Annotated in this window: 16 protein-coding genes, 1 tRNA gene and 2 pseudogenes; 10 read left to right on the forward strand and 9 right to left on the reverse strand. The window is 62.0% G+C overall.

The features are described 5' to 3' along the window. Nucleotides 1-8: 8 nt before the first annotated feature. From ACO77H_RS04045 to ACO77H_RS04060, 4 genes are all read right to left on the reverse strand, one after another. Complete coding sequence (locus ACO77H_RS04045; RefSeq protein ID WP_170058601.1) at nt 9-1,415, reverse strand: heavy metal sensor histidine kinase; 1,407 nt, start codon at nt 1,413-1,415, stop codon at nt 9-11. Further along, the gene (locus ACO77H_RS04050) at nt 1,412-2,086 is read right to left on the reverse strand and encodes a heavy metal response regulator transcription factor (protein ID WP_169954818.1); all 675 of its coding nucleotides are present in this window, start codon (nt 2,084-2,086) and stop codon (nt 1,412-1,414) included. Before ACO77H_RS04050 ends, ACO77H_RS04045 begins: the two co-directional genes overlap by 4 nt. A 234-nt stretch (nt 2,087-2,320) precedes the next feature. Continuing rightward, on the reverse strand, nt 2,321-2,515 hold the full coding sequence (locus ACO77H_RS04055; protein ID WP_170058600.1) for a hypothetical protein: 195 nt from the start codon (nt 2,513-2,515) through the stop codon (nt 2,321-2,323). A 174-nt stretch (nt 2,516-2,689) separates the two neighbouring features. Beyond that, entirely contained in the window at nt 2,690-4,018 is a 1,329-nt protein-coding gene (locus tag ACO77H_RS04060; protein ID WP_432755035.1) for an OprD family porin, read from the reverse strand. 258 nt (nt 4,019-4,276) lie between these two features. Here ACO77H_RS04060 and ACO77H_RS04065 point away from each other — a divergent pair, with 258 nt between their 5' ends. From ACO77H_RS04065 to ACO77H_RS04075, 3 genes and pseudogenes are all read left to right on the forward strand, one after another. After that, on the forward strand, nt 4,277-4,609 hold the full coding sequence (locus ACO77H_RS04065) for a DUF2790 domain-containing protein (protein ID WP_169954821.1): 333 nt from the start codon (nt 4,277-4,279) through the stop codon (nt 4,607-4,609). Between the two features lie 193 nt (nt 4,610-4,802). Then, a pseudogene (locus tag ACO77H_RS04070) lies at nt 4,803-5,441 on the forward strand (PAS domain-containing protein); the annotation flags it as partial. 159 nt (nt 5,442-5,600) lie between these two features. Then, nucleotides 5,601-6,029 (forward strand): annotated as a pseudogene (locus tag ACO77H_RS04075) (methyl-accepting chemotaxis protein); the annotation flags it as partial. On the opposite strand, the gene ACO77H_RS04080 reads toward ACO77H_RS04075, so the two are convergent. After that, complete coding sequence (locus ACO77H_RS04080) at nt 6,022-6,558, reverse strand: GNAT family N-acetyltransferase (protein WP_170043053.1); 537 nt, start codon at nt 6,556-6,558, stop codon at nt 6,022-6,024. The pseudogene ACO77H_RS04075 and the gene ACO77H_RS04080 overlap by 8 nt on opposite strands. Before the next feature lie 72 nt (nt 6,559-6,630). Further along, a complete protein-coding gene (locus ACO77H_RS04085; protein WP_432755036.1) occupies nt 6,631-7,515 on the reverse strand; it encodes a LysR family transcriptional regulator in 885 nt (294 codons plus the stop codon). 130 nt (nt 7,516-7,645) lie between these two features. On the opposite strand from ACO77H_RS04085, the gene ACO77H_RS04090 reads away from it, so the two are divergent. Continuing rightward, nucleotides 7,646-9,010, forward strand: coding sequence for an MFS transporter (locus ACO77H_RS04090; protein ID WP_432755736.1), 1,365 nt, complete (start codon nt 7,646-7,648; stop codon nt 9,008-9,010). Between the two features lie 22 nt (nt 9,011-9,032). Here ACO77H_RS04090 and ACO77H_RS04095 read toward each other — a convergent pair whose 3' ends face one another. Next, nucleotides 9,033-9,842: an AraC family transcriptional regulator gene (locus ACO77H_RS04095; RefSeq protein WP_432755037.1), complete on the reverse strand. Its 810-nt coding sequence runs from the start codon at nt 9,840-9,842 to the stop codon at nt 9,033-9,035. Between the two features lie 154 nt (nt 9,843-9,996). On the opposite strand from ACO77H_RS04095, the gene ddlA reads away from it, so the two are divergent. Then, a complete protein-coding gene (gene ddlA / locus ACO77H_RS04100; protein ID WP_172313518.1) occupies nt 9,997-11,091 on the forward strand; it encodes a D-alanine--D-alanine ligase in 1,095 nt (364 codons plus the stop codon). Nucleotides 11,092-11,207: 116 nt separating this feature from the next. On the opposite strand, the gene ggt is transcribed toward ddlA, so the two are convergent. Next, nucleotides 11,208-13,052 (reverse strand): gamma-glutamyltransferase, encoded by a 1,845-nt coding sequence (gene ggt / locus ACO77H_RS04105; RefSeq protein WP_432755038.1) that lies wholly within the window; start codon nt 13,050-13,052, stop codon nt 11,208-11,210. A gap of 203 nt (nt 13,053-13,255) precedes the next feature. Here ggt and ACO77H_RS04110 point away from each other — a divergent pair, with 203 nt between their 5' ends. The 4 genes from ACO77H_RS04110 to ACO77H_RS04125 all read left to right on the forward strand — a co-directional run bounded on the left by ACO77H_RS04110 (nt 13,256) and on the right by ACO77H_RS04125 (nt 19,652). Continuing rightward, nucleotides 13,256-13,756, forward strand: coding sequence for a sigma-70 family RNA polymerase sigma factor (locus ACO77H_RS04110; RefSeq protein ID WP_169954829.1), 501 nt, complete (start codon nt 13,256-13,258; stop codon nt 13,754-13,756). Then, on the forward strand, nt 13,756-14,703 hold the full coding sequence (locus ACO77H_RS04115; protein ID WP_169954830.1) for a FecR domain-containing protein: 948 nt from the start codon (nt 13,756-13,758) through the stop codon (nt 14,701-14,703). The genes ACO77H_RS04110 and ACO77H_RS04115 overlap by 1 nt, the downstream gene beginning before the upstream one ends. 127 nt (nt 14,704-14,830) lie before the next feature. Then, complete coding sequence (locus ACO77H_RS04120; RefSeq protein ID WP_432755039.1) at nt 14,831-17,314, forward strand: TonB-dependent siderophore receptor; 2,484 nt, start codon at nt 14,831-14,833, stop codon at nt 17,312-17,314. A 283-nt stretch (nt 17,315-17,597) separates the two neighbouring features. Continuing rightward, nucleotides 17,598-19,652 (forward strand): TonB-dependent receptor domain-containing protein, encoded by a 2,055-nt coding sequence (locus ACO77H_RS04125; protein WP_172313512.1) that lies wholly within the window; start codon nt 17,598-17,600, stop codon nt 19,650-19,652. Nucleotides 19,653-19,757: 105 nt separating this feature from the next. Here ACO77H_RS04125 and ACO77H_RS04130 read toward each other — a convergent pair. Continuing rightward, a tRNA-Met gene (locus ACO77H_RS04130) sits at nt 19,758-19,834 on the reverse strand. 460 nt (nt 19,835-20,294) lie between these two features. Here ACO77H_RS04130 and ACO77H_RS04135 point away from each other — a divergent pair. Continuing rightward, a complete protein-coding gene (locus ACO77H_RS04135; RefSeq protein WP_169954832.1) occupies nt 20,295-21,512 on the forward strand; it encodes an MFS transporter in 1,218 nt (405 codons plus the stop codon). Nucleotides 21,513-21,522 lie beyond the last annotated feature (10 nt).

Raw genomic sequence — 21,522 nt, forward strand, 5'->3', positions numbered from 1 at the left:
CGGGGGCGCTAGGGGACTTGTGGGGTGGCCGGGCGGTTGGGAAATATCAGCCGGAACAGGGTCACCTCGCCCGGCACACTGCTGGCCTCGGCCTGGCCCTGGTGCAGGCTCATGATCGAACGCACGATCGCCAGCCCCAACCCGGTGCCACCTTCGGAGCGGGCGCGGCTGTTGTCGGCGCGGTAGAAACGCTCGAACAGGTGGGGCAGGTGTTGCGCTTCAATCCCCGGGCCCGGGTTGCTCACGGCCAGCGATATGCGCTGCTCGTGGCTGTCGACCTGCAGGGCGATACGCGAGCCGTGCGGGCTGTGGCGGATCGCGTTGGACAGCAGGTTGGAAATGGCCCGCTGAATCATCAACCGATCCCCCTGGACCCAGGCGTCGCCGGCCTGGGTCAACTTCAACCCTTTGTCTTCGGCGCTCAAGGCAAACAGCTCCATGACCCGCAGCGTTTCATCCCGCAGGTTCACCGTGGTAAACGAAGCCCGCGCCGCCGGATGGCTGACCTGCGCCAGAAACAGCATGTCGGCGACAATCCGGGCCAGGCGGTCCAGCTCTTCGGTGCTGGACTCCAGCGCCGACTTGTACTCGTGCGGCGCCCGGGCGCGGGACAGCGTGACCTGGGCCTTGCCCATCAGGTTGGTCAGGGGCGCGCGCAGTTCGTGGGCCAGGTCGTCGGAAAATTGCGACAACTGCTGCACGCCAGCGTCCAGCCGATCGAGCATCACGTTGATGCCCCGGGCCAGTTCGCTGAGTTCCCTGGGCAGGTTCTCGACAGACAGGCGATGGCTCAGGTCCTGGGTGGTGACTTTGCCGGCGACGCGGCTGAATTGCTGCAACGGCGCGAGCCCGCGCTGCACCAGCCACCAGGCGCCCATGCCAATCAGGATCAGCAGCATCGGCAGGGCGATGACCGTGGATTGCAGGTAGGCACTGAGCAATGCCTGATCGTCGGAACGGTCCAGGGACAGCAACACCCGTACGTTTTCCCCGGTGTGCAGGCGCATCAGGCTCGATGCGCTGAGGATCTGGTTGTCGCGGCCATCGGTCCAGTTGAGAAAACCCAGGGTTTGCCCGGCGGCAAAGTCCAGCAGCAGCGGTTCCTGGGGCCTGGCGCCGACGCTCAGCAGCACCGCGTTGGCGGGCGCCGGGCCGATGATGGTCAGGTAGAAGTTGTCATGGCCCATCACCAGGTCCAGCAGTGAATGGGGCCGGGCGCTGATGTCGCGGGTGTTGAGGTCCTGGAGCAGGCTGTGCTGGATCTGCTCCATCTTGCTTTCCAGGCCCTTGCGCGCGAGGTTTTCCAGCTCGTGGGTGAGGGCCAGGTACGCCAGGCTCGCCAGCAACACCACCAGGCCCGCGCCCATCAGGCTGACGGTGAGCCCCAGGCGCATGGATAGACTGCCGGATCTCATTGGCGTACTTCCAGCACGTAACCCACGCCACGAATGGTATGGATCAGCTTGACCTCGCTCTGGTCATCGACCTTGGCCCGCAGCCGGCTGATCGACACCTCCACCACGTTGGTGTCGCAGTCGAAGTTCATGTCCCACACCAGGGAAATGAGCTGCGTGCGCGTCAGCACCTCGCCACTCTGGCGCATCAATACCTGCAACAGCGCGAACTCTTTGGTGGTCAGGTCAATGCGCCGCGTGCCCCGGTAGGCGCGATGGCGACGCGGGTCCAGCTCCAGGTCCGCGACGCGGAAGATCTCCGGCATCGCAATTGGCTCACTGCGCCGCAGCAACGAGCGCACCCTGGCCAGCAACTCGGGAAACTCGAAGGGTTTGACCAGGTAATCATCGGCGCCCAGGTCCAGGCCCTTGATCTTGTCGGCCAGACGGCCGCGGGCGGTGAGCATCATCACCCGCAGGGTGCTGTCCCGGCGCAGTTGTTCGAGTACCTGCCAGCCGTCCTTGCCCGGCAGGTTGACGTCCAGGATCACCAGTTCATAGCGCTGCTGCCCGGCCAGGTGCAGGCCGTCGATGCCGCTGGCGGCACGATCGACGACATAACCACTCTCGCTCAAGCCTTGATGCAAGTAGTCGGCAGTTTTTGGTTCGTCCTCAACCACAAGGATACGCATGCAGATTGACCTCTTACTGATAAGCAAACAGGCGACGGGAGCTACACCGAGTAGGGCTGTAGTCCCAAAAGTAGGAAAATTCTGAGCCTTGAAGTAGCTTCAGGGTCAAGGGCGGCGTTGGATGATATCGAGCGGGCAAAAAAAAGCGCCCGTGAGGGCGCTAAAAATTCATCTCCTTCCAAAGGAGCTCCACAAAAAAAGCTTCAAGAGATGAATGTGCACAGGGTGCGCCGCTCAGGTGGCCTTTGGGGCCGGCGTATCCGAGGGGGCTGGTGTTTGCTCGGTCACGGCTTGGCTGCCGTGGATCTGTTGCTGTTGCTGGCGAAACTCGACCAGCAACTGGCGGGATCGCTCACCGCCGTCGTCGGCCAGGGCAGCGGTGGATGCCGCGCTGATGACAGCGATGAATAAAATGTGCAGTGGCTTCATGAACGTTCTCCGCAAAAGACCCGTGCCGTTAGTTCGCGGTCGGTCGATGCAGGCAGTATATGAAGTGCAACTTAACGAGAACGTGAGGCGCATATTACAGTTCTGACAGGCTGCAAATTGTGAAGAAGTGCTAGTCAACGGCAAGTGAATGTAAGCACTTGCCGTTGAGTGTCATCAGAGGATGGCCAGCGGGTATTCCATGATCAGCCGGAATTCTTCCAGGTCCGACTCAAAGGCACTCGAGCGTACCGTCGCCTGGCGAATGCGCACCGACAGATCTTTCAGGCTGCCGCCCTGAAACACGTACTTGGCCTCGATGTCGCGCTCCCAGCGGCGCTGGTCAGTGAGCGGGTCACCCAAGGCGTCGCGGCGCATGTACACCGAGTTGGCGTTGCTGTAGTCAGCGCCCGTGCCCTTGCCATAGCGGGTCATGAACGACAGGCCGGGGATGCCCAGGGTCTGCATGTCGAGGTCATAACGCAGCGCCCACGAGCGCTCCTTGGGCGAGTTGAAGTCGCTGTACTGGATCGAGTTGTCGAGGAAGATCGAGTCTGACTGGCGCAGGTAGTCGAAGTCGTTGTTGCCATTGTTGCGCTGGTGGGACAGGGCCAGGCGATGGGCACCGACCTTCACCCCAAGCTTGGCGCTCCAGATATTGTTGTTGAGCTCGCCCAGCAATCGCTTGCCCTCGTCCTGGGCGTTGTAATAGTTGAAGCCGGCAAACATCGCCACCTCTTCGGTCAGCGGAAAATTGACCGCTGTACCGAAGTAGTACTGGTCCCATGCGTCCTTGAGGCGGCTGCTGTACAGGCTCAGGCTCCAATGTTCAGTGGCCTGGTAGTCGCCGCCGAAGTAGCCGACCCAGGGTGCATTCACATTACCTGCGTAAAACGTCGCAAAGCCCTCGCGCATACCGCTTTGGGTGGGCTGGCTCATGGCGTGCAGGCGCCCACCTTGCAGGGTCAGGCCTTCCAGGCTGGTGTTTTCCAGGGTCACGCCCCGAAAGCTTTCCGGCAGCAGGCGTGAGTCACCGTAGTGCACCACCGGGGTTTGCGGGAAGACGTCGCCGACTTTGACCACTGTATCGAGCAGGCGCATTTTTACCGCGCCGCCGAGTTTGCTGTAGTCGTCTTCGGGGCGGTTGCCGCTGTCCACCGGCAGCATGCCGAATGAGCCCTTGCCGCCGCTGCGCCCGGTGCCGGAATCGAGCTTGAGACCGTACATCGCGAACGCATCCAGGCCAAACCCCACGGTGCCCTGGGTGAACCCGGACTCGAACTTGCCGATCAGGCCCTGCGCCCATGCTTCTGAATAGCCATTGCCGGTCGGGCTGGACTGGCCCTTGCGGTCATCGCGGTTGAAGTAAAAGTTGCGCGCCAGCACGTTCAGCGTACTGCCTTCGATAAACCCCTCGGGTTTGTCTTCGGCGGCCATGCCCGCCAGCGGTGTAGCGCTGGCCAGTGCCGCGATGATGGAAAGGGAAAGTGTGCGGTTAGTGCGCATGTATCGCTCCTCGGTGTTGGCAGCTATGAGCTTTTTTAGTCGCCTTGGGCGTTCTTATTGGAGAGCTATCCCTGATGCGGGGAGCCCGGCTCATAGTTGCAAACAGCGGATAACGCGGAGGTGGCGCGCGCATTACAATTTTGCCAGTTCAGCGCTCTATTACGGATACGTAATGCGCCCGTGAAGCTGCTGACAGGAAGTGTTGGTTACCCTCGAGCCTGAACTTTCAACGACTTGAAATCAGACGAGGACACTTTAATGAAGCGTTTAACACGAGCCCTGGGTGTAGTGGTTTTTGCTCTGTCCATGGGGGCGATGGCCGAAGGGGGCGGGGATCGCGCCATCGCGCAAATGATGGAAAACAACCAGCAGGCCATGGCTCGCTACGCTGCCAACCAGGGCAAGCCGGCGCCTGAGGTGCAGGCCTATCGGTATGGGATGAAGCTGGATATCGCCCGGGTGGTGAGCGTCACGCCGCCGGTCCGTAGCTGCAAGGTGGTGCCCTCGCGCATGACGTATGAAGACTCCAGCGGCCAGCTCAAGACCCTTGAATATCAGGTCATGGGATTGTGCCGGAACAACGGCAGTTGAGGTGCTGAAAAAATAGTTGAGTCAGGGCCTCAAGCACTCTTCAGAAAATGCTGGATGCGCCGATGGTTAGACAATCCACTATTGACTGCCCTCCGGTGTTCCTATGTTCAATACCCGCTTGAAGCAGGAGCTGTCCGCTCTTCGCGAAGAACTGTCCAGCCTGCAGCAGGTCAAGGAAAGCCTGGAGAGCGAGATGCTGGCCCTGAGCCTCGACCCCGAGGGCCGGATCGAGTCGGTCAACCAGAACTTTCTCGAAGAAATGCTCTACAAGTCCAGCGACCTGCTGGGCCATGCCATCCATGGGTTTGTGCCCGAGCATGTGAAACGCGACGAGTTCCAGCAGCGCTTCAACAACGCCTTGAGCCGTGGCGAACATTTTGCCGGCACCGTGCGCCTGCTGCGCGGCAATGGCAAGGAAGCGTGGTTGCGCTCCATCGTGCAGCCGGTGCGGGGCGCGGATGGGCGCATCAAGCGGTTTTCGGTGTACTCCAGCGACCTGACCCGCACCATCGAGGCGTCGCGCGAGCACGAAAACCTGATCACTGCGCTGGTGCGTTCCACGGCGGTGATCGAGTTCGACCTCAATGGCAATGTGCTGGGCGCCAACGAGCGCTTCCTGCAGGGCATGGGTTACAGCCTGGCGCAGATCCAGGGCAAGCATCACCGCATGTTCTGTGAGCCCCAGGATTACAACAGCGCCGAGTACCAGGCGTTCTGGAAACGCTTGAACAGTGGTGAATTTGTCGCCGGGCGCTTCAAGCGCGTTGATGCCCATGGCCGCGAAGTCTGGCTGGAAGCGTCCTACAACCCGGTGCTGGATGCCAACGACCGACTGTACAAAGTGGTCAAGTTCGCCACGGTGATCACCGACCAGATCAATCAGGAGCGCGCGGTGGCCGAGGCCGCCAACATTGCCTACAGCACCTCGTTGCACACCGACAGCAGCGCCCAGCGCGGTACCGCCGTGGTCACCCAGGCGGTGGAGGTGATGCGTGACCTGGCCAAGCACATGGAACAGGCCGGCGAGGGCATCGAGGCGCTCAATGCCCAGTCCCAGGTGATTGGCAGCATCGTCAAGACCATCAGCGCGATTGCCGAGCAAACCAACCTGCTGGCGCTCAACGCCGCCATTGAGGCCGCCCGTGCCGGCGAGCAGGGGCGCGGGTTTGCGGTGGTGGCCGATGAAGTGCGGCAGTTGGCCTCGCGTACCAGCAAAGCCACTGAAGAAATCGTCGGCGTGGTGCGTCAGAACCAGGACATGGCCCGCGATGCCGTGGCGCTGATGACCGATGGCCGGTTGCAGGCCGAGCAGGGATTGTCCCTGGCGGCAGAGGCGGGCACGGTGATCGTCGAGATCCAGGACGGCGCGCAGAAAGTGGTGAGTGCGGTTGGCCAGTTTGCCAATCAGTTATCTACCTAGATGCCTGGCTCAAGGCCGGGGCATGCACCTCGAACAGCAGCAGGTCGAACCACTGGCCATCGAGCAGGAACGCCTTGCGTGAATGCCCGTACTGGGTAAAGCCGCTGCGCTGCAACACCCGCAGCGAGCCCGGGTTCTCTGGGCGTACAGTGGCTTCGATGCGCTTGAGGGCGTGCTCGCCAAAGGCTTTCTGCAGGCCCAGGGCCACGGCCTGTCTTGCCAGGCCGCGGCCGGTGAACTCGGCCCCCATGCGATAGCCCAGGGACGCCGAGTGATAGTAGCGGCGGCGCACCTGGGTAAAGTTGATGCGCCCCACCAGCACGCCGTTTTCGCGGATCAGGTACTGATAGGCGCGGTCTTCACTGGCCTCCAGCAGTGCGTTTTCGATGGCGCGCTGTACCCCTTCGACGTTGTAGTACGCCTCGGGCCGGGCATTGATCCAACGTTCGAAAAAGGCCCGATTGGCCAGCTCGAACGCCAGCAGCTCGTTCACGTCATCCCACTGGGGGGGCGTCAATGTCAGGTTCATCCGTGGAAAACCTCGCGGTGGCGATAGCGCATCCTTTCTTCTCACACTCGGGGCGCCGGGTTCAAGTTCTGCTTACCATTGCGCCTGTGCCAAGGCATCGGCAAAGGCGATCAACTTCGGCGAATACTGGCGTGACGGTGGATACACCAGGGAAATTGCGCGGCTGCGCCCCGCAAAGTCCTGCAGCAATGGCACCAGGCGCCCGGCGGCGAGGTCGTCGCGCACGGCAAAATCCATCACCTGGGCAATTCCGAAGCCGCCCACCGCACCGTCCACCAGGGCATCGCCAAGATCGAAAATCAACCGCCCCTCCACATTCACATCGCGCACCTTGCCGTCGAGCATGAACTGCCAGTCCACCATCCGCCCGCTGCGCAGGTTGCGCACCGTGAGGCAGTTGTGGTCGCGCAGTTCTTCGACGGTTTGCGGCGTGCCAAAGCGGGCCAGGTAGGTGGGGGAGGCGACGGTTACCCAGCGCAAGGGCGTCAAGGCGCGGGCAATCAGGCGCTGGTCCTGGATCTCGCCGGTGCGCAGCAATGCATCGAAACCCTCGTCGACAATATCCACCAGGCGGTCGGTCATCACCGCTTCGATGCGCAACTCGGGGTAGCGCAAGGTCAGCTCACCGATCACGGGCATCACCACCTTGCGCCCGAACAACGACGGGGTGCTGATTTTCAGCAAACCGGAAGGTGTGCAGCGCCGATCGAGCATGAGCTTTTCGGCTTCGGCCAGCTCGGCCAGCAACGGTGCGCTGCGTTCATACAGCATTTGCCCATCCGGGGTCAGTCTGACGCTGCGGGTGTTGCGTTGCAGCAGGCGTACGCCCAGCTCGGCCTCCAGGCGCGAGATCGCGCGGGACAAGCCCGATTGCGTGAGCCCCAGGTCAGCAGCAGCGCGGGTGAAACTGCGGGTTTCGGCGACGCGTACCAGCAGGCGAACGGCGTTCAGGTCCATGATTAAAGTCATAACTGAAAGAGTGGTAGGGCTATTTATCATCTGTTGGGCATGAAAGACACTGGCCGCACTCTTTTTTGCACAGGATGTTGTGATGCCCACCACTCCCTCAAGTCGTCCCTCGGGCTGGATGCTGATGTTGCTGGCTACTGCGCAACTGATAATCGCCCTGGACGCGACTATCGTGTTTGTTGCCTTGCCGCAGATCGGCAGCCACCTGGGCTTTTCTGCCCAGCAATTGCAGTGGGTGGTCAGTGCCTACACCGTGGCGTTTGGCGGTTTTCTATTGCTCGGAGGCCGGGCCACGGACTTGCTGGGCAAGCGCCGTTTGTACCGGGTGGGCCAGTCGCTGTACGCGCTGTCGTCGTTGGCGGCGGTACTGGGCGGTAGCGCGTTGCTGCTGGTGCTGGCGCGTGCGGTGCAGGGGGTGGGCGGCGCGCTGTTGTTTCCGGCGACCCTGGCCTTGATCAACACCCACTACGCCGAAGGGCCGCAGCGCAACCGGGCGTTTGCGGTCTGGAGCGCGGCATCCGCTGCCGGGCTGGCGTTGGGGGCGTTGCTGGGTGGCGTGCTGACTCAGTGGTGGGGCTGGGAGGCGGTGTTTCTGGTCAACGTGCCGTTGGCAGGTGGCTGTGCCCTGGCGGCGCGCTACTGGATCCCGGCCGACGGTGAGCGCAGCCGTGGCCGCAGTTTCGATCTGAGCGGTGCGTTGACCGTCACGGTCGGCGGCACGCTGCTGGTGTTCGCCCTGGTGCAGGGGCCGGAGTGGGGCTGGACGGCGCCCGCGACCCTGGGCTGCATGCTGCTGGCGCTGGTCTTGCTTGGGCTGTTCGCCTGGATTGAACACCGTGGCCGCGACCCATTGATGCCGCTGCGCCTGCTGGGCTACCGCGAGTTGCGCATGGCCATGGTGCTGACGGCGGTGTTTATGAGCAGCTTTGGCGTGCAGTACTACTTCCTCGCGCTGTACTACCAGCAGGTCTACGGCTACAGCGTGTTGCAGGCCGGGCTGGCGTTCTTGCCGGCGACGTTGGTGTGTACTTTGGGGATCTGGCTGGCGGAGCGCGCGCTGGTAAAAATCGGCTTGCGCAACACCCTGGTCAGCGGCCAGTTGGCGGGGGCGCTGGGGATTGCCCTGGTGTGCCTGGCGCTGCCCACCGGCGCGGGATTCTGGTGGTTGTTGCCTGGGATCTTTATCTTGAGCCTTGGTCAGGGCATGACCTGGACCGCGATGTGGGTGGCCGCAGGCCTGGGTGTCAAACCGGGGGAGCAGGGTGTGGCGGCGGGCATGGCCTCGACCACGCAACAGATCGGCGGCGCGCTGGGGTTGGCGGTGCTGGTGTCGCTGGCCAATGCCGGTGGGGCGACGGGGGCGGGTCAAGCCCAGGGCATCGAGTTGGCATTGTGGTGGAGCGCGGGGATTGCGCTGGCCGGGGCGGTGGTGGCGATGCGGCTGCGAGCTCCACGGCAGGAGGCGCTAGCCGAAGCCACATAGGTTGCCCACCGTTGATCGGGTTTTAGCGGCCGAGCATCTTCACCCACCGCGACGGTGGTATGCCAAAGGTGCTGCGAAACTGCCGGGTCATGTGGCTCTGGTCGGTGAAGCCTGCGATCAGCGCCGCATCCACCAGTGACTGGCCCTGGCCCAGCAGATTGCGCACCAGGTCGAGGCGGCGCATGGTCAGGTAGCGATAGGGACTGGTGCCGAACAACAGGCGAAAGTCCCGCGACAAGGCCCAGCGATCCCGCCCGCAGTGCGCGGCCATTTCATCCAGGGTGATGCTGCGCCCCAGGGCGCTGTGGATAAATTCCCGGGCGCGTTCGGCGGCCTGGTAATCAAACGTCTTGCGGCTGACGCTGATGCCCGACGCGTTGTTCAGGGCATGGGCCAGGTCGAACAACGCGTCCTGCTCCTGCATTGGGTCCAGCGGGCAGTCGAGCTGCTGCACAAAGGCCTGGCAGGCCCGGTGCAGCCATGGGTCGTTGGACAGCCCGTTGTGGATAAACGGCAACGGCTTGCCGCCGAGAACCTGCTGGATCTGCGCCGGCTCGACATAAATCATCCGATACTTGAAGCCCTCGTCGCTGCCGGCCCAGCCATCGTGGACCTCATCCGGATGGATCACCATGGTTGTGCCCGGCAGGCTGTGAGTCTGGCTGCCGCGATAATGAAAGCTCTGCACACCGAACAGGGTATGGCCGATGGCGTAGGTATCGTGGCGATGAGGGTCGAAGCCGAACCCGGAGAAATACGCCTCGATCCGCTCCAGCCCGCTGGCATGGGGCGCCCGGTGCAGCCAGTCGATGTTTGCGGTAGGTTTGCCCATGGGATGTTTTTCGAAAGATGTCGGATGGAGTTACGTTAACTGAGTCTGGGGCGGCTGTCTGCCAGGGTCTTGTACGATTGTGCGCGGCTTCAACGGTGGCAAATTGCTGACCGCTCGTGGTAATAAGCCCTACATTTCCAATGTGAGGCAGGCTATGAGCAAGTTGCGGGTGGGTATTATTTTTGGCGGGCGTTCGGCCGAGCATGAAGTGTCCTTGCAGTCGGCCCGCAACATCGTCGACGCCCTTGATCGCACACGCTTCGAGCCGGTACTGATCGGCATCGACAAGGCCGGCCACTGGCATCTCAATGACACCTCGAACTTCCTGCTCAACCAGGAAAACCCGGCGCTGATCGCCCTCAACCAGTCCAACCGTGAACTGGCGGTGGTGCCGGGCAAGGCCAGCCAGCAATTGGTGGAAACCTCGGGCCAGGGCTTGCTGGAACATGTCGATGTGATCTTCCCCATCGTCCATGGCACCCTCGGCGAAGACGGCTGCCTGCAGGGGTTGCTGCGCATGGCGGACCTGCCGTTCGTGGGGTCCGACGTGCTGGGCTCGGCGGTGTGCATGGACAAGGACATCAGCAAGCGCCTGCTGCGCGATGCCGGTATCGCGGTGGCGCCCTTCATCACCCTCAACCGCGGCAACGCGGCACGCACCACCTTCGACCAAGCCCGGCAAAAGCTCGGTTTGCCGCTGTTCGTCAAACCGGCCAACCAAGGCTCCTCGGTGGGCGTGAGCAAGGTGGCTGACGAAGCCCAGTACCTGGCTGCAATTGAACTGGCCCTGGGCTTCGATGAAAAAGTGTTGGTGGAGTCTGCCGTCAAAGGCCGCGAAATCGAATGCGCGGTGCTGGGCAACGAGCGTCCCATCGCCAGCGGCTGTGGCGAGATCGTGGTACGTGACGGCTTCTATTCCTACGACAGCAAATACATCGACGACCAGGCCGCCCAAGTACTGGTGCCGGCGGATATCAGCGCCCAAGCCAGCGAACGCATTCGTGCCCTGGCCGTTGAGGCCTTTGAAGTGCTGGGCTGCGCCGGGCTGGCGCGGGTCGATGTGTTTCTGTGCGAGGACGGTGAAGTCCTGATCAACGAGGTCAACTCACTGCCCGGTTTCACCCGCATCAGCATGTACCCCAAGTTATGGCAGGCGGCGGGGATGAGCTACAGCGAACTGGTCAGCCGCCTGATCGAACTGGCACTGGAGCGACATACGGCGCGCAAGGGGCTGAAGATCAGTCGCTAAGCTTCAAACGCCATCGCCGGCAAGCCGGCTTCTACAGGGTGTGGCGTATCCTGCCGTTAACCTTGTAGGAGCCGGCTTGCCGGCGATGAGGCCCGTAAAGGCGATACAACCCTGGGTCAATCCCCCAACGCTTCCCCCTCACGCCGCGGATCCGCGCCACCACTCCAGGTCGCCTTACCCTGGGCATCGCGTACCCGCACAATGGCCTGGGTGCCGCTGGTCATCTCGATCTCGCTCAAGGTGTGCCCTTGCGCCTTGAGCGCCGCCTTCAATTGTTCGCTGAACAGCCCTTGCTCCAGCTCGGTCGCGCCGTTGCGGCTGCCGAAGTTGGGCAGGCTGATAGCGGCTTGCGGGTCGAGGTTCCAGTCGAGCATGCCCACCAGGGATTTGCTCACGTATTCGATGATTTGCGATCCGCCGGGAGAGCCGACCGTGGCCAGCAGCTCGCCGCTTTGGCGGTCGAAGACCAGGGTCGGCGCCATGGACGAACGGGGGCGTTTGCCCGGCTCGATGCGGTTGGCTACCGGCTGGTCGTTTTCCTCGGGGATAAAGGAAAAGTCAGTCATCTGATTGTTCAGCAGGAAGCCCTGGACCATCACGTGGGAACCGAACGCGGCTTCGATGGTGGTGGTCATCGATACCGCGCCGCCCTGGTCATCCACGGCCACCACTTGCGAGGTGGAAATACGCAGTGGCGAGCGATCCGGCGCGTAGGCCACCTGAATCCCCGCCGGTTGGCCGGGCGTGGCCACGCCCATGCTGCGCTCACCCACCAATGCGGCGCGGCTGGCCAGGTAGCCGGGGGCGACCAGGCCCGCGACCGGCACTGGGACAAAGTCGGTGTCGGCGATGTATTGGGCGCGGTCGGCGTAGGCCAGGCGATCGGCCTCGGCAATCAAATGCACGGCCTCGGGTACGGGTTCCAGGCCGGCGGCTGTTGCGGCCTGCACCGGCTTGAGCGGCGCCAGGGCCCAGCGTGGGTCGCGGGCTTCGAGGGCCTGCAAGGTGCCGAGGATCTGCGCAATGGCCACCCCGCCCGAAGAGGGTGGCGGCATGCCGCACACTTGCCAGCGCTTGTAGTCGGTACACAGCGGCGCGCGTTCCTTGGCGCGGTAGCCCTGGAGATCGTTCAGCGCAAGGCGGCCAGTGTTGTGATGGCCCTGGACCTTGCGTGCAATCTCCTCGGCGATTGGACCGCTATAGAGTGCCTCGGGCCCCTCCTTGGCGATACGCTTGAATACATTGGCCAGCGCCGGGTTTTTCAACAGCGTGCCCGTGGCTTTCGGGCTGCCGTCGGCGTTGAGGAAGTACGCCGCCATGTCCGGTGACTGGCTGATGTAGCGGTCGGCGGCGATCAGGCTGTGCAGGCGCGCAGAAATCGCAAAGCCTTGTTCGGACAACTGGATCGCCGGTGCAAACAACTGCGCCCAGGGCAGGCGACCGCTGTGTTCGTGGGCCATTTTCAGCGCGCGCAGCACACCGGGGGTGGCAACCGAACGACCACCGATCTGCGCCTGGGCAAAGGCCATCGGTGTGCCGTCGGCATTCAACAGCATATCGGCCGTGGCGCTGGCCGGTGCGGTTTCACGGCCGTCATAGGCCCGTACCTGCTTGCCATCCCACAGCATGATAAAGGCGCCACCGCCGATCCCCGAGGACTGCGGCTCTACCAGGGTCAGCACCGCTTGCATGGCGATGGCCGCATCGATTGCCGAGCCGCCCAGGCGCAGGATCTTGCGCCCGGCTTCGGCCGCCAGCGGGTTGGCCGCCGCCGCCATATGGCGCTCGGCATGGCGTACTTTCATGTCGGTGCGATAACCCGAGCCCAGCTCCGGGGCGGGCGGCAGGTCGGGGGTGCTGGTGCTGTGGCAGGCGCCGAGGCTGAGGGCGGCGGCGATCACCGAAAGGCTGGTGAGGCGCTGCAAGCGTAGGTTGAAAAGCACGCGCTGAACTCCGTTCATTTTGAGAATGATCTGTTGTCCCTGGGATGATGCTTTGCGGTAAATCGCACCTGGCAGATATCTGCGGGGAAGGAGGGCGGACACTAACAGCGGGGATGCAAGAGCGTCAAAAACCGATGGGTAACAGAATCGATCTTGCGCAAATCCCGTGCGGGCAAGACAATGCGATTAATTATCAATTGAATTATTGGTCTTTACCGCCCATGTCCGCTCCCGATCATGCTGCGCTGCACGTGTTGTACAGCGAACACAATGGCTGGCTCAAAGCCTGGCTGCGCGCGCGCATGGGCAATGCCAGCGATGCCGCGGACCTGGCGCAGGACACCTTCGTGCGCCTGTTGACCTCCCGGGACGTGGCACAGATTCGCGAGCCGCGGACCTACCTCAGTGCCATCGCCCGGGCGCTGATGATCGACAAGTTCCGCCGCCGTGCGCTCGAACAGGCTTATCTGGAGGCCCTGGCCCTGCGCCCGGAACCCCTGGAGATTTCCCCGGAAACCCGCCTGCTGATCTTTGAAACCCTGGTGGCGGTGGACACCTTGCTCGACGGCCTGGGCGAACGTACCCGGCAGATTTTCCTCGCGGTACAGCTGGAAGGCTTGAACTATGTGGCGACCGCCGAGCGTTACGGCGTGTCCGTCACCACGGTCAAAAAGCACTTGATCCGCGCCATGACCCGCTGCCTGCTGCTCACGGAAGATTGATGAGCACCGCCCTGGATATCCAGACCCTGGAAGCCGCGGCCACCTGGTACGTGCAACTCAAGGGGACGAACCCTTGCGATGCCGACCGCCAGGCCTGGCGCACCTGGCTGCAGGCAAGTCCCCAGCATGCGCGGGCGTGGGCCCGGGTGGAAAAACTGCACAGCCAATGGGCCGGCCTGCCGGCGGATGTGGCGTTGCCCACGCTCGCTGGTGGGCGCGCCCGGCGCCGGGAGGTGTTGAAGATCCTTGCGGTGTTGCTGGCGGTGGGCGGCAGCGGTTGGCTGGCCACCGAGACCGTGCCTTACCAGGCGCTGATGGCCAATCAACGCACCGCTACCGGCCAGCGTCGCCATCTGCGTCTTTCAGATGGCAGCCAGGTCGACCTGAACACTGACAGCGCCATGGATATTGTCTTCAGCGGGCAACTGCGCGCGATCCATCTGCACCGTGGCGAGATTCTGGTGCAGACCGCCCGCGATGCCCTGGGCCGGCCGTTTGTGGTGCAGACGCCCCAGGGTACGGTGCGCGCCCTGGGCACGCGTTTCACCGTGCGCTGCGGGCCCGGTCACACCGATGTGTGTGTGATCGAACAGGCGGTGGAGTTGCGTCCCCTGGATAACCCCGCGCAGGTCTTGCGCCTCGATGCCGGGCAGCAGTCCGGTTTCAATCGCCAGCAGGTCGGCCCGATGACTGCGGCCCCGGCAGGCGCAGGCGCCTGGAGCCAGGGGATGTTGACGGTACTGGACTGGCGCCTGGCGGATTTCCTCGCCGAGTTGGGGCGCTATCGTGCCGGCGTGCTGCGCTGTGCGCCGGCGATTGCCGACCTGCGCCTGAGCGGGGCGTTTCGCATTGATGACACCGACACCGTCCTTGACAACCTGCGCCAATCCCTCGCGGTCAATGTGCGTTACGTGACGCGTTACTGGGTCACGGTGGAACCTGCCTGAGCGACCTCTGCTTTTTTTTTTGCGAATTATTCCCATTGGCGGTTGCTGATTTTCATTTTCGTTCGGCCATGTACCGAAAGCAGCGATTACGACTGTTGCTATGTTCTGCCAACGGAAGGAAACCCCCATGTCACGATTCTCTCTGCGGGCCGCCCGGCCGCTTGCCAAGGCGGTGCACCTGGCATTGGCCCTTGGTGCCTTTTCGGCCCTGAACCTGGCGCCAACCCAGGCCATGGCGCAAAGCCTGCCGGTGGTCTACCAGATCCAGCCGGGCGCCCTGGGCTCGGCGTTAAGCCTGTTTGCCACGGCCGCCAACGTCACTTTGTCGTTCAGCAGCGAGCAGACCCAAGGCATGACCACGCCGGGCCTGAGCGGTACTTATAGTGTCGAGGAAGGCCTGTCGCGCCTGCTCGCCGGCAGCGGCTTGCAGGCCCAGCGCCAGGGCAATGGCACTTACATCCTGGTGCCGGCGGTGCAGGGCGACACCCTGCAATTGGGCGCTACCACCATTTCCGGCCTGGGGACTACCAGCGAGGGTACGGGGTCCTACACCGTGGCGTCGACCCAGACCGCGACCAAGCTCAACCTTTCGCTGCGCGAAACCCCGCAGACCGTCAGCGTGATCACTCGCCAGCGTATCGATGACCAGAACCTGCGCAGCATCGGCCAGGTGCTGGAGCAGACGCCGGGGATCAACGTACAGAGCCCCGGCAGCGACCGCTTGTATGTATTTTCCCGTGGGTTGGCCATCGACAACTATCAGTACGATGGCATGCCGACCACATCCTTCGCGTTCAGTCAGGCATTGCCCCAGGCCTTGTCGGACATGGCCATCTACGACCGGATTGAAGTGCTGCGTGGCGCTTCGGGCCTGATGTCGGGCGCCGGTGATCCGTCCGGCACGGTGAACCTGATCCGCAAGAAACCGACCGATACGTTCAAGGGCTACGTCAGTGCCGGGCTGGGTTCGTGGGACTTGTACCGCAGCGAAGTGGACGTGTCCGGGCCCTTGACCGAAACCGGTAACCTGCGTGGCCGGGCGGTAGCGGCGTATCAGCAGGGCAACAGCTTCACCGACCATTTGCAGCAGGAAAAGACCATTGTGTATGGCGTGGTCGAAGCCGATTTGAGTGAGACCACCCTGCTGACGGCGGGCGTGGAATACCTCGATAACGACCCCAAGGGCTTTTCCACCACCGGCCTGCCGCTGCTGGACAGCAATGGCAAGCGCCTGCACACCTCGCGCTCCGACAACCCGGCCAGCCGTGACAGCAGCAACCGCCAGGAATCGGTCAACACCTTCGCCTCCATCGAGCAGAAACTGGCCTATGACTGGACCCTGAAAGTCTCCGCCAATGCCATGTATGGCACCCGCGACTACGACTCGATCATCGTCGGCACCACCACAGGCTTCGTGAATGCCCAGACCGGCAATGGCCTGAGCTATACCGCCACCAAGGGCGACAACACCCAGGAACAGAAAGGCCTGGATATCATGTTTTCCGGCCCGTTCCAGCTGATGGGGCGTGAGCATGAGCTGGTATTTGGCTTCAACTTCCAGGACTACGAAAACCGTCGTAACGGCTTCGGCAACCTGCTGGCCGACGGCACCAGCAACAACGGTGTCAGCGGCAAGCCGGTGAATATCTACAGCTGGAACAACTATGCGCCGCATGCGTCCTACAACTTCAACCGCGAAGACGACAACATCGACCAGTGGCAGAACGGGGTTTACCTGGCCACGCGCCTAAAACCCAGTGATGAGCTGTCGGTAATCCTCGGGGCACGGGTCAGCAACTATCGGTATGACGCCTCGCTGCATTACAACGTGGCGAACATGGTGCGCTTCAACACCGACGACAGCGTGCGGGTCAATGGTGAGGTCACGCCATATGCGGGCGTGGTCTATGACCTCACGCCCAACCACTCGCTGTACGCCAGCTACACGAGTATTTTCAAACCCCAGCCCTACCGTGACAGGAGCGGCAGGCTGCTGGACCCGCGTGAGGGCAACAACTACGAAATCGGCCTCAAGAGCGACTACTACGGTGGGCGCTTGAACACCTCTGTTGCCTTGTTCGAGGTCGACCTGGAGAACGACGCCGTGGCCGATGGCATGGTCGCCGGCAGTGACACCCTGACCGCCTATGCGGCGAAAAAAACCAAGACCCGGGGGGTGGATATGGAAGTCAGCGGCGAGCTGCTGCCCGACTGGAACCTTGCCGCCAGCTACAGCCACAGTGTGGTCAAGGATGAGCAGCACGAACGCGTCAAAAGCAGCATCCCCGCCGACCTGGTCAAGGTCTGGACCACCTACCACCTGCCCGGCGAACTGGAGCGCCTGACCCTTGGCGGCGGGGTGAACTGGCAAAGCGCGATCAACCTGACGGTGGACTCCTGGCGCTTCAGCCAGCCCGCCAAGGTCAAGCAGGGCGACTACGCCACTGTCAACCTGATGGCCCGCTATCAATTGACGCCACAATGGTCCGCGACCGCCACGCTCAACAACCTGCTGGACAAGAAGTACATCAGCTCCCTGGATGGCAACTTCTACAGCGGTTCCTACGGGGAGCCGCGAAACTTCATGCTGAGCACCAAATACGCTTTCTGATGGCATTGCTGCCCCGCAACGGTCCTGATTCAGGCCATTGCGGGGCGGCGAGCAGGGCATTAATTCGAATTTTTAGTAAATACTTTAACGTTGCAAAATATCCTCTGATTGACGATTTAATCGGATTTTCGCTGTATTTAGCAGAAAATAAATCTATTTGAAATGTATGGAATTGTGTCGACATTGTCATAAATGCTTTTCTAAATGATAAAGATTTGCATTACACTCCGCGACCTTTAGTGCTCCGTCTTGGTGCATATCGGCTCAACAAGGACTGTTTGCAATGAATAATCCCCCCTACCTGTTCAGCTCTCTTTTCCTGGCCGTCGGCATGCTGATCGCCGCCCCGGCGTTGCAAGCAGAAGAGATTGGTGAGGTCGATAAACACGCCGTCACCGAACTCGACACCTCGTTCGTCACCGCCACCGGCGGCGCCACGGACCTGCGCGATGCACCCGCGAGCGTCAGCGTGATTACCCGCGAAGAAATCGAGCGCCAGCCGGTGTATGACCTCAACACTCTGCTGCGGCGTGTGCCCGGCGTTACCGGTGGCTTCGGCCCGGTGGGCGAGCAATCGAAAATCAAACTGCGTGGCCTGGACGACAAGTACACCTTGATCCTGGTGGACGGCAAACGCCTCGGCGGTTCCGGGGATTTGAGCTATCGCCGCGACCTGGCGCGCCAGGACCTGAACTGGATCACCCCGAACATGATTGAGCGCATCGAGATCGTGCGCGGCCCCATGTCTTCGCTGTACGGCTCGGATGCCATGGGCGGGGTGATCAACATCATCACCCGCAAGGTCTCGAGCACCTGGAGTGGTTCGGCCAACATCAACACCACGATTCCCGAAGACTCCGATCGGGGCCAGACCACCCAGACCAGCCTCAACCTGTCCGGGCCATTGACTGAGTCGGTGGGCCTGCGCCTGGGCGCCAACCTGACCCGGCGGGCCGCCGATGAGGTCACGGCGCGCCTGGATAAGGATGGCGAGTTCATGTACGGCGACGGCGCTGGCGGCGCCAAGGACCACAGCGTCAACGCCTTGCTCGACTGGAAGATCAACGATGAGCAGAGCCTGTCGTTCGAGGCCGTGCATGGTGTGGAGCGGTCCTGGTCGAGTAAAAAGACCTTTGGTGACTGGGGCGAAACCATCGGTGGCAGCTTTGGTCCTGGCCGTCTGATTCGTGACAGCTACTCCGTTTCCCACAGCGGGGACTGGAGTTTCGGCACCTCGAAGGTCGACCTGTACCTGAACAAATTCAAGAACGATATCGATTGGGGCAAATCCAGCGCCGAAGAAAAAATCGCCGAAGGCAGCCTGAACATTCCGTTTGAATTGCTCCTCAGCCAGCGCATGACCGTGGGCGGGCAGTGGAAGCGTGAAGAGCTGACCAACAGCGACACCCTGGGCACGGTGCCCGTGGACTATCAGGGCGCTGCGGTTTCCGGCTCGTCGCTCAAGGGGGACTACTCGGCCGCGTTTATCGAAGACGAGTTGTACCTGCTCGACAACCTGGCCCTGACCCTGGGCAACCGTTTCGACCACAGTCAAGACTACGGCAACCACAACAGCCCGCGGGCGTACCTGGTCTACCATCCGCACCCGGACTGGACCGTGCGCGGTGGTGTGTCCAAGGGCTTCCGTGCGCCAAGCCTGAAAGAGGGCAGCGCCGGTGCCGCCACCGAGTCCGGCGGTCGCGGTTGCGGCTCGTTGAAACCCCTGGGTTATGTGAGCGGCAGTTGCTGGATGGCCGGTAACCCGAACCTGTCGCCAGAGACCAGCGTCAACAAGGAAATGGGTGTGTCCTTCGACCGTGATGGTTGGGAAGCCAGCCTGACGTACTTCCATACCGACTTCGAAGACAAGATCGAATATGCGCCACTGGGCCAATTCCAGGGTCGCTGGTGGACCATGCTGGAAAACGTCGAAAAAGCGCGCACCCGCGGCTGGGAAGGCTCGGTTCGCGTGCCGCTGACCGACTCCCTGGACTGGCGCACCAACGCCACCTACATGCTGGAAAGCAAAAACCTGTCCACCGGCGAAGACCTGATCAGCGCGCCCAAGTTGTCTGCTTTCAGTGCAATCAACTGGCAGGCCACCGACAAGCTCAACACCGAACTGTCGGCGCAGCATGTGGGTAAACAGCGCGGAGTGGGCAATGACTTCGTCAAGTCCTACACCACCTACGACCTGACGGCGAACCTGGCCGTGACCAAGTGGCTGACGCTCAATGGCGGCGTGCAGAACCTGCTGGACGAAGATGCGCGGGATGGTTCGACGACGTTCTATGTGCCGGGCCGGGCGTTTTTTGCCGGGGCTACGACTTACTTCTAAGGTGTAGACATGGCCCGTGAGCTATAGCTGCTCGCGGGCTTGCTCTCCAGGATTTCTGCGGGCATAAAAAAACGGCCTACCTTTCGGTAAGCCGTTTTTAGTACTTGGTGGCTACACAGGGACTTGAACCCCGGACCCCAGCATTATGAATGCTATGCTCTAACCAACTGAGCTATGTAGCCAAGTGGCGCGCATTATTCGCGGAGAACGGGAATGCGTCAAGCGCTTTTTTTGAAAATTTATCTACGCTATCAACTGTTTAAGCAAAAACATCGGGTGAGGCGACCAATGGCTGGGGATTTGTGCGGTTCCTCAGGTCGCGAAAATCAAAGTGTGGGAGCGGGCCTGCTCGCGATGACGGTGGGCCAGCCAATACAGAAGTTGACTGACCCACCGCCATCGCGGGCAAGCCCGCTCCCACCTTTGATGTGGGGTGTTCTTACCAGGTACAAGGCCGAAGGATTCTCTAGGAAATGTCCCTCAAATTAGACGGATCCATCTTGTTGGCCCTTTACAACCCATGAGCGCTGCATCGATTCACCTACTCGTTAGCCTGCTAACGGGATAGCCTTCCTGCCCCGAAAAATGGCACATTGTCGCACCTGCACCTGTGCATCCATCTGCTGTACGGAAACGTTCCTCATGGCTCTTACCAATTCCCAGCCTTCAGTGGCTACGACGCCGGCCGCGGCGCAATCCAGCCCGTTGGTCATGCGTATCATCGGCGCCGTGGCGCTGGCGCACTTGATCAATGACTTGATCCAGGCGGTGTTGCCGTCGATCTACCCGATGCTCAAGCAAAGTTATGGCCTGACGTTTACCCAGGTCGGCCTGATTACCCTGACGTTCCAGCTCACGGCCTCGCTGCTCCAGCCGTGGGTGGGGTATTACACCGACCGCCATCCCAAGCCGTTCCTGCTGCCCTGCGGGATGATCTGTACGCTGGTGGGGATTTTGATGATGTCCCAGGTCGGCAGTTTCCCGCTGATCCTACTGGCGGCGGCGTTGATCGGCATTGGTTCCTCGACCTTTCACCCGGAGGCGTCCCGCGTGGCGCGCCTGGCCTCGGGTGGGCGCTATGGCCTGGCGCAGTCGACCTTCCAGGTTGGCGGTAACGCAGGTTCGGCGTTTGGCCCGTTGCTGGCGGCGGCGATCATCATTCCGTATGGCCAGGGCAATGTGGCGTGGTTCGGCTTGTTCGCGGTATTCGCCCTGGGTGTGCTGTATGCGATCAGCCGCTGGTACCGCAACCATTTGAACCTGTTCAAGCTCAAGCAGGGCCAGGCCGCTACCCACGGCCTGTCGAAAAACCGCGTGCTCGGTGCGTTGGTGGTGCTGGGGCTGTTGGTGTTTTCCAAGTACTTCTACATGGCCAGCTTCACCAGTTACTTCACCTTTTACCTGATCGAGAAGTTCGACCTGTCGGTGGCCAGCTCGCAGTTGCATCTGTTCCTGTTCCTGGGGGCGGTGGCGGCGGGCACGTTCTTTGGCGGGCCGATTGGCGACAAGATCGGCCGCAAGGCGGTGATCTGGTTCTCGATCCTGGGTGTGGCGCCTTTTACCCTGCTGTTGCCCCATGTCGACCTGTTCTGGACCAGCGTGCTCAGTGTGGTGATCGGCTTTATCCTGGCTTCGGCGTTCTCGGCGATTGTGGTTTACGCGCAGGAATTGGTACCGGGCAATGTGGGAATGATCGCCGGGGTGTTCTTCGGCCTGATGTTCGGGTTTGGCGGGATTGGTGCGGCGTTGCTGGGCTACCTGGCAGACATCCACGGCATCGAGTACGTGTACACGCTGTGCTCGTTCCTGCCGCTGCTCGGGGTGCTGGCGATTCTGTTGCCACGTTCGAAAAAGGCTTGAAGCCGGGGGA

Origin of the sequence: Pseudomonas sp. WMBT8 (genome assembly GCF_050916005.1) — a bacterium.
Taxonomy (GTDB): domain Bacteria; phylum Pseudomonadota; class Gammaproteobacteria; order Pseudomonadales; family Pseudomonadaceae; genus Aquipseudomonas.